Source organism: Pseudomonas sp. MPR-R2A5 (assembly GCF_058793055.1).
The window spans coordinates 47,705-64,324 of the sequence record NZ_JBXAFK010000022.1 but is presented as its reverse complement, the minus strand read 5'-3'; the positions used below and the strand labels follow the sequence as shown (position 1 = coordinate 64,324).

The 16,620-nt window shown below is 63.0% G+C and carries 12 protein-coding genes; 4 read left to right on the top strand and 8 right to left on the bottom strand.

Annotation, left to right across the window (positions count from 1 at the left end):
- The first annotated feature begins 155 nt into the window (after positions 1-155).
- The gene (locus AC1Q6I_RS17040; protein WP_024077668.1) at positions 156-1,265 is read left to right on the top strand and encodes a DUF3182 family protein; all 1,110 of its coding nucleotides are present in this window, start codon (positions 156-158) and stop codon (positions 1,263-1,265) included.
- Positions 1,255-2,010, top strand: coding sequence for an alpha/beta hydrolase family protein (locus AC1Q6I_RS17035; protein WP_102624514.1), 756 nt, complete (start codon positions 1,255-1,257; stop codon positions 2,008-2,010). The genes AC1Q6I_RS17040 and AC1Q6I_RS17035 overlap by 11 nt, the downstream gene beginning before the upstream one ends.
- Before the next feature lie 145 nt (positions 2,011-2,155).
- Here the strand turns inward: AC1Q6I_RS17035 and AC1Q6I_RS17030 are convergent, their stop codons facing one another.
- From AC1Q6I_RS17030 to AC1Q6I_RS17020, 3 genes are read right to left on the bottom strand one after another with little or no spacing between them, the layout of a single operon-like run.
- Complete coding sequence (locus AC1Q6I_RS17030) at positions 2,156-3,112, bottom strand: lysylphosphatidylglycerol synthase domain-containing protein (protein ID WP_069077101.1); 957 nt, start codon at positions 3,110-3,112, stop codon at positions 2,156-2,158.
- Positions 3,102-4,382, bottom strand: coding sequence for a cardiolipin synthase ClsB (gene clsB, locus AC1Q6I_RS17025; protein WP_102624513.1), 1,281 nt, complete (start codon positions 4,380-4,382; stop codon positions 3,102-3,104). Before clsB ends, AC1Q6I_RS17030 begins: the two co-directional genes overlap by 11 nt.
- Positions 4,379-5,155 carry an endonuclease/exonuclease/phosphatase family protein gene (locus AC1Q6I_RS17020; RefSeq protein WP_024077664.1) on the bottom strand — a complete coding sequence of 259 codons (777 nt, stop codon included), beginning with the start codon at positions 5,153-5,155 and terminating at the stop codon, positions 4,379-4,381. The genes clsB and AC1Q6I_RS17020 overlap by 4 nt, the downstream gene beginning before the upstream one ends.
- A gap of 427 nt (positions 5,156-5,582) precedes the next feature.
- On the opposite strand from AC1Q6I_RS17020, the gene AC1Q6I_RS17015 reads away from it, so the two are divergent.
- Positions 5,583-7,688, top strand: a complete 2,106-nt coding sequence (locus AC1Q6I_RS17015) for a mechanosensitive ion channel family protein (RefSeq protein ID WP_069077103.1) — start codon at positions 5,583-5,585, stop codon at positions 7,686-7,688.
- A gap of 98 nt (positions 7,689-7,786) precedes the next feature.
- On the opposite strand, the gene AC1Q6I_RS17010 is transcribed toward AC1Q6I_RS17015, so the two are convergent.
- Positions 7,787-12,034 (bottom strand): DNA glycosylase AlkZ-like family protein, encoded by a 4,248-nt coding sequence (locus tag AC1Q6I_RS17010; RefSeq protein WP_102624511.1) that lies wholly within the window; start codon positions 12,032-12,034, stop codon positions 7,787-7,789.
- 210 nt (positions 12,035-12,244) lie between these two features.
- Between AC1Q6I_RS17010 and AC1Q6I_RS17005 the strand changes: the two genes are divergently transcribed.
- On the top strand, positions 12,245-13,129 hold the full coding sequence (locus tag AC1Q6I_RS17005) for a sugar nucleotide-binding protein (RefSeq protein WP_024077661.1): 885 nt from the start codon (positions 12,245-12,247) through the stop codon (positions 13,127-13,129).
- Positions 13,130-13,266: 137 nt separating this feature from the next.
- Here the strand turns inward: AC1Q6I_RS17005 and AC1Q6I_RS17000 are convergent, their stop codons facing one another.
- The 4 genes from AC1Q6I_RS17000 to AC1Q6I_RS16985 all read right to left on the bottom strand — a co-directional run bounded on the left by AC1Q6I_RS17000 (position 13,267) and on the right by AC1Q6I_RS16985 (position 16,573).
- Positions 13,267-13,968: an OmpW/AlkL family protein gene (locus tag AC1Q6I_RS17000; RefSeq protein WP_024077660.1), complete on the bottom strand. Its 702-nt coding sequence runs from the start codon at positions 13,966-13,968 to the stop codon at positions 13,267-13,269.
- A gap of 94 nt (positions 13,969-14,062) precedes the next feature.
- A complete protein-coding gene (locus AC1Q6I_RS16995) occupies positions 14,063-14,584 on the bottom strand; it encodes a DUF3299 domain-containing protein (RefSeq protein ID WP_041161033.1) in 522 nt (173 codons plus the stop codon).
- Between the two features lie 11 nt (positions 14,585-14,595).
- A complete protein-coding gene (locus AC1Q6I_RS16990; RefSeq protein ID WP_024077658.1) occupies positions 14,596-15,861 on the bottom strand; it encodes an ABC transporter permease in 1,266 nt (421 codons plus the stop codon).
- Between the two features lies 1 nt (position 15,862).
- A complete protein-coding gene (locus AC1Q6I_RS16985) occupies positions 15,863-16,573 on the bottom strand; it encodes an ABC transporter ATP-binding protein (protein WP_024077657.1) in 711 nt (236 codons plus the stop codon).
- Between the last annotated feature and the right edge of the window lie 47 nt (positions 16,574-16,620).

Below are 16,620 nucleotides of genomic sequence, written 5' to 3'. Positions count from 1 at the left end.
TCCATCCGCGGCTGTCGTGCAGAATCAAACAGGCCAACTGCCATCGCTTTTCAGCTAACCACTTGATTTCCACGCCATCGCCTTGAGCCAGGCCTTGGCTTGATCCCTGCAACAGTGTCTGCACACACACATGGCGGGACAATCAAGGGGGACGCATGACCCCAACGCAGCGCAAAAAGCTGGTCGTTGCCCATTCCACGCGGGAGGGCGCGCCCCAGCATGAAGTCGAAACCAATCGCGCCCTAGCGCGCTGGCTGGCGCAGATCCTCGGCCTCAAGTTTGGCGGCAGCTACGACCCCAACCGGCACGCTGGGCGTGATCTGTATGTGCTGCCCACCCAAACCCTGGTCGGCCCGGACCAGGCTCGCCCATTCGGTATTAGTGGCCCTGACGACCTGTGGGGCGGCTATGTCGATCACGACTTCATCTGTACCAAGGCGATCAGTCACGGCGTGTTGGGCCCCGAAGCCGTCGCCCCGGAGGGCTGGTCGACGTTATTTGGTGAGCGCGTGCGCGATGTGGTGTTGGACGGCCTGAGCGTGTTTGCCCTCAAGGATGCGCGGGAAGCTGCGACACGCCTGCTCTACAGTGGGCCGATCCGGTTGAAACCTGTGCACGCCAGCGCCGGGCGTGGCCAGCAAGTGATCCGTAGCCTGGATGAGTTCGACGCGTTGCTGGCGCGCCCCGAAGCGGCGCAGCTATTCGACGACGGTGTGGTATTGGAACAGGACCTTCAGGATGTGGTCACTCATAGTGTGGGCCAGAGTTTCATCGGCGCGCACCGGTTCAGCTATTGCGGCGAGCAATACTTGACCCAGGACGGGCAGGGTGAAGAGGTCTACGGTGGCTCGAACCTGATCGTGGTCCCGGGTGACTACGACGACCTGCTCCAACTCGACCTGTCCGACGACGTACGCCTGGCCATCCGGCAAGCCCAGGTCTTCGACGCCGCCGCCCTTGAGGCCTACCCTGGTTTTTATGCCTCACGGCGCAACTACGACATCGCCCAGGGCGTGGACAGCAACGGCCAGCGTCGCAGCGGTGTACTTGAACAGTCCTGGCGCATGGGCGGGGCCAGCAGCGCGGAAGTCGCGGCGCTGCAAAGCTTCATCAACCACCCGGGCCTTAAAGCCATTCATGTGTCCTCGGTAGAAACCTACGTGGACCAGCCACTGCCGGCGGATGCCATCGAGGTTTACCGCGGCCCGGCCGAAAACAGCGACTTTCTTCTCAAGTACGTGACGGTTAAACCTTATGACGGCTAGAAGCGAAAGCATTGCGATCGACATCGACGGCGAACAGATGAGCGGCACGTTCTTGAGCCCCAAGTCCAAAGTGCCTGGGGTGTTGTTCGTGCACGGCTGGGGCGGTAGCCAGGAGCGTGATCTGGAACGGGCCAAGGGCATCGCCGGCCTGGGCTGCGTGTGCCTGACCTTCGACCTGCGTGGCCATGCGGGCACTGGCATTCCGTTGTCCCGCGTGACCCGCGAAGACAACCTGCTCGACCTGTTGGCCGCCTACGACCGCCTGCTGTCGCACCCGGCCATCGACACCTCGGCGGTGGCGGTGGTGGGCACCAGTTACGGCGGTTACCTCGCCGCCATTCTGACGTCGTTGCGCCCGGTGCGCTGGCTGGCGCTGCGCGTGCCGGCACTGTACCGCGACCAGGAATGGCTCAAGCCCAAGCGCGATTTGGACAAGGCGGACCTGATGGATTACCGCAGTACGCTGGTGCACGCGCAAACCAACCGCGCCTTGCATGCCTGCGCGCAATTTACCGGCGATGTGCTGATCGTCGAATCGGAAACCGACGACCATGTGCCCCACGCGACCATAATGAGCTACCGTGCGGCGTGCCAGCGGACACACTCCCTGACCCACCGCATCATCGACGGCGCCGACCACGCCCTGAGTGACCCAGTCTCCCAGCAGGCCTACACTTCGATCCTGGTGGACTGGATCACCGAGATGGTGGTGGGCGAACGGTTGAGCATCATCCAGTCTCAATAACCTGGCGCCCACGAATTGGGCACTCTGTGGCAAGCAAGCCCGCTCGCCACAAAAATTCGGTCGTTTAACTTAATAATCAAAAAGTTATTTTGTTTTTGATAAGAACAGGCCCGCTCGCGATCGCAATGGGCCGATCCTCCGCCTGTCAAGCCGCTGCCTTCTTCACCCGCAACGCCTTGGCCTTGGCTTCCACCGCGAGGTACATCACCAGCGCAATCAGCAACGGCAAGATAAAGTAGATCGCCCGATACGCAATCAACCCGGCGAGCAAGCTGCCCCGCGACGCCTCATGCTGCAACAGCGCAATAAACACCGCCTCCAGCACCCCAAGCCCGGCAGGGATATGGGTCACCACCCCGGCAATCGCACTGATCAGCAACACCCCCAGCACCAACGGGTAGTCCAGCTTCGCCGGCAGCAGGGTGAAAATCACCGCCGCCATCAATGACCAATTCAACGCACCGAGCGCCAGTTGCAAACACGCCATGCGCAGCGACGGCAGGTTGATCTCGATACCGCGAATCGCCCACGCGCGTTTTGTCGAAAACTGGCAGGCCGCCAAGTAGCCCAGGCTCGCCAGCACCAGCAATACTCCGACACCTTGCAGGGCGCCGCTGCTGAGCTTCCAGCCCGGTGGCATTGTCACCAACCCGCTGCTGAACACGACGCCGGCCAGTGCCATATAGCCGAACCAATTGGTCGCCAGGCTCAAGCCGAGGATCTTGGCAATATTGCCGGTGCTTACCCCCAGGCGCGAATACAGGCGGTAACGCATGGCGATACCACCGACCCACGCACTCAGGTTGAGGTTGAACGCATAGCTGATGATCCCCACCGGCAGGATCTGCTTCCAGCGCAGGGGCTGGCGGATGTAGGTGCGGCCGATCAGGTCGAAGCAGGCGTACACGATAAAACTGCACAACGTCAGCGTGCCGGCGATCAGCAAGGTGCGTAGCTTGAAGTCGCCCAAGGTCTGGAACACTTCGCTCCAGTCGATGCGCCGGGCGAGCAGGGTGAACAACACGATCAGCAAGAGGAAGAACGCGACAGTCAGCGGCTTCTTCCAGCGTGTAAAACGCGAGCGGTTGGCTTCAGCGGTCATGGGCCCGACTCTCAAAGGGTTTCAAACGCGGTTTGTGCGCCGGCAGCCAGCCCGTCAACGCCGGGAAATGGCGCATCACATGGAACACCAGGAAACCCACGGTCAAGCGCCAGAGCCACAGGCGCGGCGTGCGGTTTTCCGGCATGGTCTGGCAATGGTGCTTGCTGAGCACTTCGAGGCGTTCGTACAGCTGCTGGTTGAATGCCCGGTCGCGAATCAGCACATTGGCTTCCAGGTTCAGCGACAGGCTCAGCGGGTCCAGGTTGCTGGAACCCACGGTGCTCCAGTCGTCATCCACCAGCGCCACCTTGCCGTGCAGCGGGCGCTGGCAATACTCGTGGATCACCACGCCGTCCTTGAGCAGGTAGTCGTAGAGCATGCGCGCCGCCAGCTTGGCCAGCAGCACATCGGGCTGGCCCTGCATGATCAATTGCACGTGCACGCCCCGCCGCGCGGCGTTGCGGATCTCGCGCAGCAAGCGGTAGCCGGGGAAGAAGTAGGCATTGGCGATCACCGCGCGGCGCTGGGCTTTACTCAGGGCGTGGATATAAGCCTCTTCGATGTCATCGCGGTGCTGCACGTTATCGCGATAAATCAGGCGCACCAGGCCGTCGCCGTCTGCCGAGGTCCACGGTGAGGGGCGCCGGTCGCGGCGTCGCCAGCCGCGGCGGCTGCGTACTTTTCGGCCGCTTTGGGCCAGGGCAAAGTGATGCAGGTCGGCGACCGCCGGGCCGACCACCTGCACCGCGTAATCCTGCTTGGCCTCGGGGCCGTAGTCGCCCAAGTGGTCGGCAGAGAAGTTGATCCCGCCGATAAACCCCACGCGCGCATCCACCACTACGATCTTGCGGTGCAAGCGGCGGAACCAATTGGTGCGAATGCCGAGGGTCTTGGACGCCGGGTCGAACATCTGCACTATCACCCCGGCTTCGGCCAACTCAGCGAGGAAGGCCGGGCTCAGCTCGCCGCAGCCAAACCCGTCAAGGCTGGCGACGACTTTGACGCCGCGCCGTGCCGCATCGACCAGGATGTCCCGTAGCTCATGGCCAACCTTGTCTTCGAACAGGATGAAGGTTTCCAGCAGGATTTCCCGCTGGGCCTGGCGCATGGCGTCGAACACTTTCGGGAAGTAGGCCTCGCCGTTTTCCAGCAACTCGATCTGGTTGCCGCTCTGCCAGCCGTAATCCAGGTCCCGCGCCGAGGCTTCGTCCGGTGGCTGGTCGGTAGCGATATGGGCGACGGCGACTTTTTCCAGTGGGGCACTGTTCATAGCTCGATCTCCACTGACAGGGGCGCGTGGTCTGACAAATGCGACCAGGGGCGGCTGTTCAACACCTGGGGCGCATGCGCCTTCACATTGCGCACATAGATTCGATCCAGGCGCAGCAGGGGCAGGCGCGCGGGGAAGGTGCGCGGTGGTTTGCCATGGGCCTCGGTAAACACTTCGCGCAGGCCGCAATGGCGCAGGTCGGCGCGCAGGCGCCAGTCGTTGAAGTCGCCGGCGACGATCAGCGGTGCATCGGCGGGAATCTGCGCCACGCGCTCGGCGATCAGGCGCAGTTGCTGCTGGCGATGTTTTTCCTGCAAGCCCAGGTGCACGCAAATGGCATGCAGTTCCTTCTCCTGCCCGGGCAAGCGCATCACGCAATGCAGCAGCCCGCGACTTTCATGGCCGCTCTGGGAGATGTCGAGATTGTCGTAGCGCACGATCTGGAACTTCGACAGCAGCGCATTACCGTGATCGCCATCGGGGTACACCGCATTGCGTCCATAGGCGTACTGCGGCCAGATGCTGTCGGCGAGGAACTCGTACTGCGGCATCGCCGGCCAGTTGCTATAGCGCTTGGGGTGGCGTTCGTGGGTGCCGTGGATTTCCTGCAGGAACACGATGTCGGCCGCCACACTGCGTACCGCCTCGCGTAATTCCGGCAGGATGAAGCGCCGGTTGAGGGCGGTGAAGCCCTTGTGGGTATTGACCGTCAGCACGCGAAAACGGGTGATGGTGGTGGTGGGTGTCGGGGGGATCAGTTCCGAGTGAGTCATGCCAATCCCTCAGGTATCAGTCGTCTCCGGGAGGCGTTGCGTGACGCAATCAACCACGCGCGTTGCCGCCTGTAGTGCCCGCCGGAAATGCCGATATGAATCGCCGCCATGTTTGCTCCCGTGGATGTAGGGTCGAGTGACCTCCGTTTTGGGATGACTGCGATATTTGCGCGAAAGTTTCCGTGGGCCTACAGGCGGTACCCATCCCGGAAAGGCGCGCGGGTTGCCAGCGCGAGCAAAGCCATGGGCATGGCTGCAACTCCGATGGGTTTCAATCAGATGTGCAGTGTCTGGGTTCGGCTGGTGCGGAAAAAGGCAGGGAAGGGCATTTGATCTTTGCCTATAGGGCAAAGATGTCGACACAGGGGAACGATCAGGATTCAAACCCGTCAGTTCCTTACAGACCCTTCTGAAGGAGCTCGGAGTTTTGCTGAATCTCAAGACTGCATTACTGCTCGGCGCGCTGTTGTTTTGCACCAGTGGCGCACTGCAAGCTGCGGCCACTGCGCCTGAAGCCGAAGCGCCGGCCAAGCCGGAGTTGCTGGTCGAAGGCGGATTGCTCGGCGCCATCAGCTCCAGCATGGATGATGTGCAGCAGAAGCTCGATCTCAACCAGAACCTGATAGATGCGTGGCGGTTGCGTGCCGACCGGGCCGCGGATGAAGTCGGGCGCCTGGTGAACCAGACGGCGCAGCGTTCGCCGTGGAGCGTGGCCGGGGATTTCCTGTTGCTGTCCGGGGTGTGGATCGGCGCCTTCGCGTTGTTGACGCTGCTTGGGCGTTTTATCCTGCGGCGCCTTGGGCGGCGCACGTTCTTTGAGCAGCGTGGGCGGCTGCGTGCGGTGCTCGGGTATGTGCTGCCCTATACGATTCCCGCGCTGATCTGCCTGCCGCTGACCCTCTACTTCAGCCACTTCCTACCCACCTCGATAGGCCGCGCGCTGGCGCTGTGTTTTGCCTACGCCACCAGTAGCGGCATCTTCTCCACCTCCATGCTGCTGTGCGTCATCGTCATGTTCAACGTCGGCCACAAGCGCCCGGCGGTGCAGATTATTCGCGACTACTGCCCCAAGCCGCTGTTCCTGATTGGCTTTCTCGCCGCCCTCAGCGACGCCCTGACCAGCCCGCAAATCGCCCGTCAGTTGGGCGGCAATATCACCAGCAGTATTGCGGTGTTGACCGGCTTGTTGGCGGCAGTGATTTTCGCTGTGCTGGTGATACGCCTGCGGCGCCCGGTCGCGCATCTGATCCGCAATCGGCCCCTGGCCCAGCGTCTGAAGCATCCCGCGTTGCAGCAGTCGCTACGGGTGTTTTCCGGGCTGTGGTACTGGCCGATCCTGTTGATGGTGTTGGTCTCGGCGATCAACCTGATCGGTGCCGGCGACGACAATCAAAAAGCCCTGCGTTGCGCGCTGTTTACCACGATCCTGCTGATCGGCACGGTATTCCTCAGCACCGTGCTGCAACACCTGTTCAAATCCCGTAGCCAGGTGGCGATCCAGCGCAGCAGCGCCTACAAGGAGCGCTTCCTCAGCCTGTTGCACGCGATCTTGCGCATCATCATGGCCATCGCGTTTATCGAAATCCTCGGGCGTATCTGGGGTGTGTCGCTGTTCGAATTTGCCCAGCGCAACTCGGTGGGGCGCGCCATCAGTGACTCCCTGAGCAGCATCGGCCTGATCCTGCTGATGACCTGGCTGTTCTGGGTGGTGCTCGACACGGCGATCCAGGAAGCCTTGAAACCGCCGCTAAACAAACGCTCCAGCCGCCAGCCCAGTACGCGGGTGAAAACCATCCTGCCCCTGCTGCGCAATGCGGTGAAAATCATATTGGTGGTGATCTGCGCGATCACCACCATGGCTAACCTCGGTATCAACGTCGCGCCGCTGCTGGCGGGGGCCGGGGTGGTGGGGCTGGCGATTGGTTTTGGCTCGCAGCAACTGGTGCAGGATGTGATCACCGGCCTGTTCATCATCATCGAAGACACCCTGTCGATTGGCGATTGGGTGGTGCTCGACTCCGGTCACGCGGGCACTGTCGAGGGCCTGACCATCCGTACTCTGCGCCTGCGCGACGGCAAGGGTTTCGTGCACTCGGTGCCGTTCGGGCAGATCAAGGCGGTCACCAACCAATCGCGGCAATTTGCCTATGCGTTCTTCTCCGTGCAGTTCACCTACGACACCGATGTGGATAAGGCCGTGGAGCTGATCCGCGAAGCCGGGCAGTCGATCCGGGATGACGTGTTCCTCAAGTACAACCTGCAAGGGCCGCTGGAGGTGTTCGGCGTCGACAAGATGGACCTCAACGGCGTGGTGCTCACGGCGCAGTTCCGTACCGTGTCGGGCGGGCAATATGCGGTGAGCCGTGCGTTCAACCAGCGTTTGAAAAAGCTTGTGGATAACTGTGATGAGGTGCACTTCGCGCAAACTTATCCACAGCAGGTTTTGCTGCCGAAGCGTACATCCCAGGTGGATGAGCCGGATGAAGAGGTGCCGGCGTCGGTGGTGTTGACGGAGCAGCCCAGGTCTCAATGAGGGAGGACTGTTCTGGCCTCATCGGGGGCAAGCCCCCTCCCACATTTGATTGTGTTCACAGATCAAGCTGGGGGAGGGGCCTTCAAAGTCACTATGACTCAATGCCTGATCAACTTCTCCAGCACCGCCTGCTGATCCACCTCCAACAACACCTGCTGCTTGCCGGCGACCATCACCGCCGCTGGCAACCCGTCCCGGTACACAAGCCGATTCCCACTCACCGCCGGCACCTTGCTGCCCGGCAACAGCGTGCCCACCAGGTTCAACGGGTCGGCGCCGCACACTGCGATCAAGCTACCGTCATGGGGCCGCCGCCGCACTTCGCGCAGTAACGGGATCGCCTCCGGCAAGGCAAACTGTTCCCCGGCCAAGCCACTGACAAACCGTCCGCCGCGAATCTCACCCCGCGCCTCGAGCCGATGGAACGTGCGCAGCAATTCGCGCCAGCTCGGCAACCAATCCGCCTCGCGCTCCAGCAATCGCCAGAACACCACGCCATAACGCCGCAGCAGGGTCATCGCCACATGTTCCAGCGTCTCGGCGGAGTGCGGTGCGGCCGCTTCCGGCGGGCGCCGAATCAGCGCCCAACGCCCGGCATCGTCCATCCCGCCAACCAATGCGCCGCGCCCACGTCGGCTGCTGCGCGCCTGGCGTTTACTGGCGGGCGTGGTCAGCGCGCGCAGCCCGGCAAAACTGTCGGCATTGACCAGGCCGGCGCCGACCAATTCCTGTAGGGCGCCTTCCAGTTCGCTGCGCAGCAGATGGGCTTCGTGCACCAGTTCGTCGAAAAACAGCGCGCCGTGTTCGCGCAGGGCCAAGTGGACTTTTTGTGCCTTGGGCGACAACGTCGTGCTGTCCGTCTGTTCGGTCAGCCCGCTCCATAGCGGTACCTGGCTGCGCGGCAACAGCACTACCGGGGTGCTGCGCAACGCCATGGCGCCGGGTTTATTGCTCAGGCGTATCCACACCAGCCTGCCGCTGCGGCAGAGGTCATCGAGCCAGGTGGGAGTGTAATCCTTGATCCGCGCACTGAGCAGGTCACTGTCCCAGGCCGAGGCGGCCGCCGCGTAGCCTTCGAACTGCCCGACAATCTGGGGCAACACTGCGCTGCCCTGGCCGCGGGTGCTGTTGGACAGGTGCTGCCAATCGAACAGAAAGCGCATGAAATCCTGCAACGCCACCGGCTCTATTTCCCGGCGCAGGCGCTTGACCGTGTAGCGATGAATCCGCGCGAGCAAGTGCCGTTCGCACCATTGTTCTTCGCCGATGCCGGGACTGAAGTGCCCGCGCAGCACGTAGCCTTCTTGCTCCAGGCGTGCCAGGGCCTGGGCGATGTCGGCCACCGGCAGGCCGAGGGGCGCGGCAATTTCGATCAGCGTCAGCGGGCCGAAGCCAGCCAGGCGCGCGCGCAGCAGTTCCACCAGCGCGTCATCGTGAGTCCAGGGCTCATCGAACCCCGGTAGCAGCGGCAGGTGGTTGGGATAAATCGTCTGCACGCAACTCAAGCGCTCCACGGCCACCCAAAGACCGTTCGACAAACAATAAGCGCGGCCACACTTGGCCAAGGCATGCAGCCACTGCGCCCACTGTGGCGTGACTTCGTGGCTGGCGATGCACGCCAGGCTCATCAACGCCTCATGCATTTCATCCAGGCCCTGGGGCGCCGGCCAGGCTTCTTCGCGCACGCCGTCGATGGCCTGCGCGTCCAGCGCACCGAGGTCGTCGGTGCTTTGCGGGTCGCTCCAGCGCCGGTTGAGTACGGCCTGGGTGCGGCGTTCTTCCAGCGGGGCATCGTCGAGAAAGGTGTAGGGGCGCGCGTTGAGAATTTCGGCGGCCATGGGCGAGGGCGCCGGCAAGTCGCGGCTGATCAACCGCACTTCGCCGCGCTCCATGCGCCGCAACAGGGCCAGCCAGGCGTCGCTGTCCATGGCTTCGTGCAGGCAGTCATCGAGGGTCTGTTCCACCAGCGGATGCTCAGGCACTTCGCGTTCGCCTGCGAGGTTTTCCAGGCAGGCGATCTGGTCGGGAAACACGCAGGCGATCAGGTCTTCGCTTTTCATGCGCTGGATCTGGGGGGCCACCTTGCGCCCCCCGGTATAACGCGGCAACGCCAAGGCCACCCCGGCGTTCCAGCGCCAGCGCACACCGAACAGCGGCGCATCAAGCACGGCCTGGATCAGCAGGTGTTCGGCGCTGTGGCTGTTCAAATAGCGCCAGACGTCGTCCAGCTCGAAACTGTGGCTGGTGGACAGCGACAGCACAATCGCATTCTCGCTGGCCGCCGCTTGCAGTTCGAAGTTGAAGGTGCGGCAAAAACGCTTGCGCAAGGCCAGGCCCCAGGCACGGTTGACGCGGCTGCCGAACGGCGTGTGGATGATCAACTGGGTACCGCCGGACTCGTCGAAAAAGCGCTCCATGATCAACGTGTCCTGGGACGGCAATGCGCTCAGGGCCAGGCGTGTGCGCGCCAGATAATCGAGGATTTGTTCGGCGCTGGCGCGGTTCAGGCCGAGGGTGACGGTCAGCCAGTCGTGTGCACCTTGCAGGTCGCCGGGGGTGGCGCTGAGCAGCGTGTCCAATTGCCCCTGCAAGCGCGCCACCGCGGCGGATAATTCGTTGCTGCGCCCCGGTGCCTCGCCCAGCCAGAACGGAATGCTTGGCGGCTGGCCGTGGGCGTCTTCGACCCGCACCTTGCCGGCCTCGACGCGCAGGATGCGGTAGGACGTATTCCCGAGCTGGAAGATATCCCCAGCGATACTTTCCACCGCGAAGTCTTCGTTGACGCTGCCGATATTCAGGCCCTGGGGTTCGAGCAACACGCTGTAGTCGGCGTTGTCGGGGATGGTGCCGCCGCTGGTCACTGCGGTGAGTCTGGCGCCCCGGCGGCCGCGCAAGGTGCGCGTCAAGGCGTCGCGGTGCAGGTAGGCGCTGCGAATGCCCTGGCGACCGTTGTAGCCCTCGCTGAGCATCTGCAACAGCGCCTGGTAATGGTGGTTATCCAGCGCGGCGTAGGGCGCGGCGCGGTGGATCAGGTCGAGCAGGGCCTGTTCCGACCATTCCTGGGCGCTGACCTCGGCGATGATCTGCTGGGCCAGTACGTCCAGCGGCGCAATCGGGATATGCAAGGTGTCGAGTTCGCCCCGGCGCACGCAGTCGAGCAGCGCGGCGCATTCGATCAGGTCGTCGCGGGTGGTGGCGAACAGGCGCCCCTTGGGTGTGCCGCCAACCTGGTGCCCGGAGCGGCCAACGCGTTGCAGAAACCCGTTGATGGAACCCGGCGAGCCGATCTGGCACACCAGGTCGACATCGCCGATATCAATCCCCAGCTCCAGGGACGCGGTGGCGATCAGTACTTGCAGGGTGCCGGCCTTGAGGCGTTGCTCGGCGTCCAGGCGCAGCTCCTTGGCCAGGCTGCCGTGGTGGGCGGCCACTGCGCTCTTGCCCAGGCGCTCGCTCAAGTGCCGGGCCAGGCGTTCGGCCAGGCGCCGGGTGTTGACGAAAATCAGCGTGGTGCGGTGTTCACGGGCCAGGGCGGCGAGGCGGTCGTAGACCAGCTCCCACACATCGTTGGCCATCACCGCCGACAGTGGCACCGGCGGCACTTCGATATCCAGGTCGCGGGGGCGGGCGTGGCCGATATCGACGATGTCGCACAGGCGCTCGCTGCCCACCAGAAAGCGCGACACGGCCTCGATGGGCTTTTGCGTGGCGGACAGGCCAATGCGGGTCAGCGGCTCGGCGCACAAGCCTTGCAGGCGCTCCAGGCTCAAGGCCAGGTGGCTACCGCGCTTGCCGGCGGCGATGGCGTGGATTTCATCGACAATCACCGTGCGCGTGCTGGCGAGCATCTGCCGGCCGGAGTCCGAGCCCAGCAGCACATACAGCGATTCCGGTGTCGTCACCAGGATATGCGGCGGGCGCTTGCGCATCAGTGCGCGGTCTTTTTGCGGGGTGTCGCCGGTGCGCACGGCGGTGCGGATCGCCAGCGGTGGCAAGCCCAGGCGCTGCAGATGGTCGGTGATCCCGGCCAGCGGATTTTGCAGGTTGATCTGGATATCGTTGGACAGCGCCTTGAGCGGCGACACGTACACCACCAGGGTTTCATCCGGCAACTGCCCGCCGTTGGCCAGGCCTTGGTGCACCAGGTCATCCAGTACGGCCAGGAAGGCGGTCAGCGTCTTGCCGGAACCGGTGGGCGCGGCGATCAGCGTCGAGCGGCGCTGGCGGATTAACGGCCACGCCTCGGCCTGGGCCTGGGTCACCGAGGGAAAAGTACTATGGAACCAGGCGCTGACGGCGGGGTGGAAACCGTTCAATACCGTGTCCGTTGATTCAGGAAGGTTCATAAAACAATCCTACCTCATTGGGGCCGCCGCGCAGCCCAACGCGGGGCAAGCCTGCTCACCGCCGTCCAACAACGTGCAACCCCGCACTTTATAAGTGACGGTTGCGCTACAAACCCGCAAAATGCAACGATTCTGGCAACTACCCACAGCATCGCTCACAAGGCGGCTGACAATAACCATCGTTCCAAACAGACCGGGCCTGCTCAATCTATGCGAATGCGCCTTATGTTACTGGGCGGCGGGAATGCCCTCGGGCAGGCGCTGATTCGCCTCGGTGCAGAGGAAGACATCGGTTTCCTCGCACCCAAACCGCCCCAAGACGGCTGGGATGCCGCAAGCCTCACCCAATTGCTCGACGACACCCGTCCCGATGCGTTGATCAACCTCGCCTACTATTTCGATTGGTTCCAGGCAGAGGCGGTCAGCGAAACCCGCCTGGCGTCCCAGGAGTATGCGATCGAACGTCTGGCCGAACTGTGCCAGCACCACACCATTACCCTGCTGCAACCGTCCAGCTACCGCGTGTTCGATGGCTCCCGCGCCACCGCCTACAGCGAAAAAGACGAACCGGTGCCCCTGGGCCTGCGTGGCCAGGCGTTGTGGCGGATCGAACAAAGCGTGCGCGCCACTTGCCCGCAACACGTACTGCTACGGTTCGGCTGGCTGCTGGACGACAGCGTCGACGGCACCCTCGGGCGTTTTCTGGCCCGTGCGGAGAAAGCGGAGGAATTGCTGATGGCAGACGACCGGCGCGGCAATCCGACCCCGGTGGACGATGCCGCGCGGGTGATCCTTTCGGTGCTCAAGCAACTCGATTGCGCGGCGCCGCTATGGGGCACCTATCACTATGCCGGCCACGAGGCGACGACCCCGTTGGCGCTGGGCCAGGCGATTCTTACCGAAGCGCGTCACTTTCATCCGCTGGCGATCGAATCGCCCACCGCCCAGGCTCATGCGGCGCGGCCGGATGCGGGCGACGAACCGCAACATGCGGTGCTGGCCTGCAAGAAAATCCTGCATACCTTTGGCATCAAGCCACGGGCGTGGCGGGCCGGGTTGCCGGCGTTGCTGGACCGGTTCTACCGCCGCGGCTGACACCACACAAAGCAAAAATGTGGGAGGGGGCTTGCCCCCGATAACACGGTGTCAGTCAACCGATTCATTGACTGATCCACCGCTATCGGGAGCAAGCCCCCTCCCACATTGGTTGTGTGGCGTTTGTTCGATTTCGCTTAGAACTTGTAGCCGATACCGACCATGTAGACCAATGGGTCGACATCGACATCAACCTTGGCGCGAGTGCCTGGGGCCACTCCGTTGTTTTCAACGGTGGCGGTGGTGCTGATGTCGATGTAGCGCACCTGGCCGTTGATCATCCACTTATCGTTGATCATGTAGTCGGCACCAATTTGCGCGGCCCAGCCCCAGGAGTTATCGGCCTTGAAGTTGCTGAAGCCAGCTTGTTGGGCGCCGCTGCTGACGTGTTCGTCATAGATCCAGGTGTAGTTGATACCGGCACCCACATACGGTTGGAACGCCGACTTGCTGTCCAGCGGGTAGTACACAACGCTCAGGGTTGGCGGCAGGTGTTTCAGGGTGCCGAGTTTGCCGTTGGCGGCGCTGAGAGCCGTGTTCTTGAGCTTCACATCATGCTCGAACGGGGTAGCCGCCAGCAGTTCGATACCCCAGTGGCTGGTGAACATATAGGCGAAGTTCAGACCCAGTTGCGTGTCGCTGTCCATGGTCGCCTTGCCGCCCAGGTTGGTACCGGCCAGCGGGCCCTGGTCTACCTTGACACTGCCGCTGTCGGCCTTCGGGTTCACGGTAATTGCACCAGCGCGAACCAGAATGTCGCCCGCTTCGTGAGCGTGGGCTACGGGGGCCGCGAGGGCGAGCGCGAAGAGGGACGCGCCGAGCAGAGACTTGTTGTTCATGGGAGCTCCAAGGGACGTTTAAAAGTTGTACGTCCAATGGTAAAGATCGTTCCGTTCGGACTTTTGACTCAGCTCAATGAAAGGGTGATAAGCGTTATTCCGGCAGTTCGTAGAGGTAAATCTTCTCGGCATCCATCTGGTAGCCGGCGTCCGCCAGCTCACTGGACGACGGCTTGACCTGCATCGCCCCTTCGATCCAGTACGGCTGGTACAGCTCATCGAGCTTCACCCCAACCTCACTTTTCACGTGCACGATCTGGTTCGACGGCGGCGGCGGCACGTGGATGCACGCGCCGAAATACGGCACCAGCAAGAACTCGGTGGTACGGCCTTCCTCGCTGACTTCCAACGGCACGATGTAACCCGGCAGGCGAATATGCTGGCCGTCGAGGCTTTGCACCACCGGCGCATTGGGCAAGTCCTGCTTGGCCGCAGGCGCCGCTTCGACGGACAAGGCATCGGCCATGTTCGACAGGTCGTGCAGCGGTTTCATGTTGGGGATTTCCGGCGGCGCGTCCGGCGGGATCATCTCCTGCCAGGATAGATCCCTGGGCTGATCCTCCGCCCAGGCGGGCACAGCCACCAGCAGTAACAACGCAAACAGAGCGCGACGCATCGAAGCCTTCCTCATAAACGTATGGACAGGCCGTCGGCCAAAGATTGTCGATAGGCACGCCAGGCGGGCACGCTGCCCATCAACAGTGCCGCTGCAAGGATACCGGCCAGTAACGTCCACTCATATTCGCTCGGCCAGGACATCGGCAGGTCCAGGCCGTAATTGGCCTGTAGATATCCGCGCGACGCGGCGATGCATACATACAGCAAACCCACGCCGGCGATCACACCGGACAGCGCCAGGGCGAAGGCTTCGAAGATCAGCAGCGTCGCAATGTGCCAGGGCCGCGCGCCCACCGAACGCAGGATCGCCATTTCGCGCCGGCGTTCGTTGAGGCTGGTGAGGATCGCTGTGAGCATGCCGATCAAACCGGTCAGCACCACGAACAGTGAGATCACGAACAGCGCCTTTTCAGCGGTGCCCATCATGCTCCATAGCTCTTGCAGCGCCACGCCGGGCAGGATCGCCAGCATCGGCTCGCCACGGAATTCGTTGATCTCCCGTTGCAGCGCAAAGGTGGAAATCTTGTTGTTCAGGCCAAGCATAAAGGCGGTGATGGCTTGCGGGGTCAGGTCCATGTTGCGTGCCTGGTCGGCGCTGATGCGGCCTTTGCCCTGGGCCGGCACGCCGTTGTGCCAGTCGATATGGATCGCCTCCATGCCGCCGAGGCTGATATGCAGCGTGCGGTCCACCGGCGTGCCGGTGCGCTTGAGAATACCGACCACGGTGAACGGTTTGTCGTCGTGCTTGACCAGGCTGACCGCTGCCACGCCATGGGCCAGCACCAGTTTGTCGCCCAGCTTGTAGTGCAGTGCATCGGCCACTTCGGCACCTAGCACCACTTCGAACGGGTCGGTGGCGAAGGCACGGCCGCTGGCCAGTTCGAGGTTTTGCTTGCGCCCGTACTGATAGTGCTCGAAGTACGATTCGTTGGTGCCCATCACGCGGTAGCCGCGGTGGGAGTCGCCGAGGGAAATCGGGATCGCCCATTTCACCTGGGGGTTGGCGGCGAAGTGTTCGTAGCTGTCCCAGCGGATGTTATTGGTGGCGTTACCGATGCGGAACACCGAATACAGCAGCAGGTTGACCGAACCGGAGCGCGCGCCGACGATCAGGTCGGTGCCGCTGATGGTGCTGGCGAAACTGTTGCGCGCCTCAACGCGCACGCGCTCCACCGCCAGCAGCAGGCACACCGACAGGGCGATGGCGAAGGCGGTGAGGATCGCGGTAAAGCGACGGTTAGCCAGGCTGGCCATGGCTAGACGAAACAAATACATCTCAAACCTCTGCGGGCGTGGCGGCGCGATTGAGTTCGGCCAGCGACAGGTTGCGATCGAACAACGGCGCCAGGCTCTGGTCATGGCTGACAAACAACAGGCTGGAACCGGCTTCGCGGCATTCGGCGAACAACAGCTGGATGAAGGCTTCGCGGGCGTCGTAGTCGAGGGCCGAGGTGGGCTCGTCGGCGATCACCAGTTCTGGTTGGCCGATCAGTGCGCGGGCGGCGGCGACTCGTTGTTGCTGGCCGATGGACAACGAATCGGCGCGGCGTTCCAGCAGGTCGAGGTCTTTCAGGCCCAGGTGCGCCAGCAAGGTCGCGGCGGCCTGGTCGATGCTGCCGTGACGCTGGATCGCACGTTGCGCGCGCAGCTTGGAAAAGTGGCACGGCAGCTCGACGTTCTCGCGCACCGACAGGAACGGCAGCAGGTTGAACTGCTGGAAGATATAGCCGGTGTGGTCGACGCGAAAGCGATCACGGGCACCGGCCGAAAGGTCGGTCAGCTCCTGCCCGAGCAGGCGGATGCTGCCTCGGCTGGGCTTCTGCACACCGCCCAGCAGGCCGAGCAGGGTGGTCTTGCCACTGCCGCTTGGGCCCTTGAGGAACAGGGTTTCACCCGCTTCCAGGCGGAACGCGGGGATGTCCAGCAACTGGGGGTGACCGGGCCAGTTGAAGCCCAGGTCGGACAGTTCGATGAGCGCTTGAGTCATGGGAAATCAGTATCGCCTGCTAACGAGGTTACGAAAAATGGCGCCGA

What these genes read in the sequence shown, in the direction of transcription:
- AC1Q6I_RS16990 (WP_024077658.1), bottom strand. Translation starts at nt 15,861, where the DNA reads ATGTATTTGTTTCGTCTAGCCATGGCCAGCCTGGCTAACCGTCGCTTT.
- AC1Q6I_RS17005 (WP_024077661.1), top strand. Translation starts at nt 12,245, where the DNA reads ATGCGAATGCGCCTTATGTTACTGGGCGGCGGGAATGCCCTCGGGCAG.
- AC1Q6I_RS17035 (WP_102624514.1), top strand. Translation starts at nt 1,255, where the DNA reads ATGACGGCTAGAAGCGAAAGCATTGCGATCGACATCGACGGCGAACAG.
- AC1Q6I_RS17000 (WP_024077660.1), bottom strand. Translation starts at nt 13,968, where the DNA reads ATGAACAACAAGTCTCTGCTCGGCGCGTCCCTCTTCGCGCTCGCCCTC.
- AC1Q6I_RS17010 (WP_102624511.1), bottom strand. Translation starts at nt 12,034, where the DNA reads ATGAACCTTCCTGAATCAACGGACACGGTATTGAACGGTTTCCACCCC.
- clsB (WP_102624513.1), bottom strand. Translation starts at nt 4,382, where the DNA reads ATGAACAGTGCCCCACTGGAAAAAGTCGCCGTCGCCCATATCGCTACC.
- AC1Q6I_RS17020 (WP_024077664.1), bottom strand. Translation starts at nt 5,155, where the DNA reads ATGACTCACTCGGAACTGATCCCCCCGACACCCACCACCACCATCACC.
- AC1Q6I_RS17030 (WP_069077101.1), bottom strand. Translation starts at nt 3,112, where the DNA reads ATGACCGCTGAAGCCAACCGCTCGCGTTTTACACGCTGGAAGAAGCCG.
- AC1Q6I_RS16995 (WP_041161033.1), bottom strand. Translation starts at nt 14,584, where the DNA reads ATGCGTCGCGCTCTGTTTGCGTTGTTACTGCTGGTGGCTGTGCCCGCC.
- AC1Q6I_RS16985 (WP_024077657.1), bottom strand. Translation starts at nt 16,573, where the DNA reads ATGACTCAAGCGCTCATCGAACTGTCCGACCTGGGCTTCAACTGGCCC.
- AC1Q6I_RS17040 (WP_024077668.1), top strand. Translation starts at nt 156, where the DNA reads ATGACCCCAACGCAGCGCAAAAAGCTGGTCGTTGCCCATTCCACGCGG.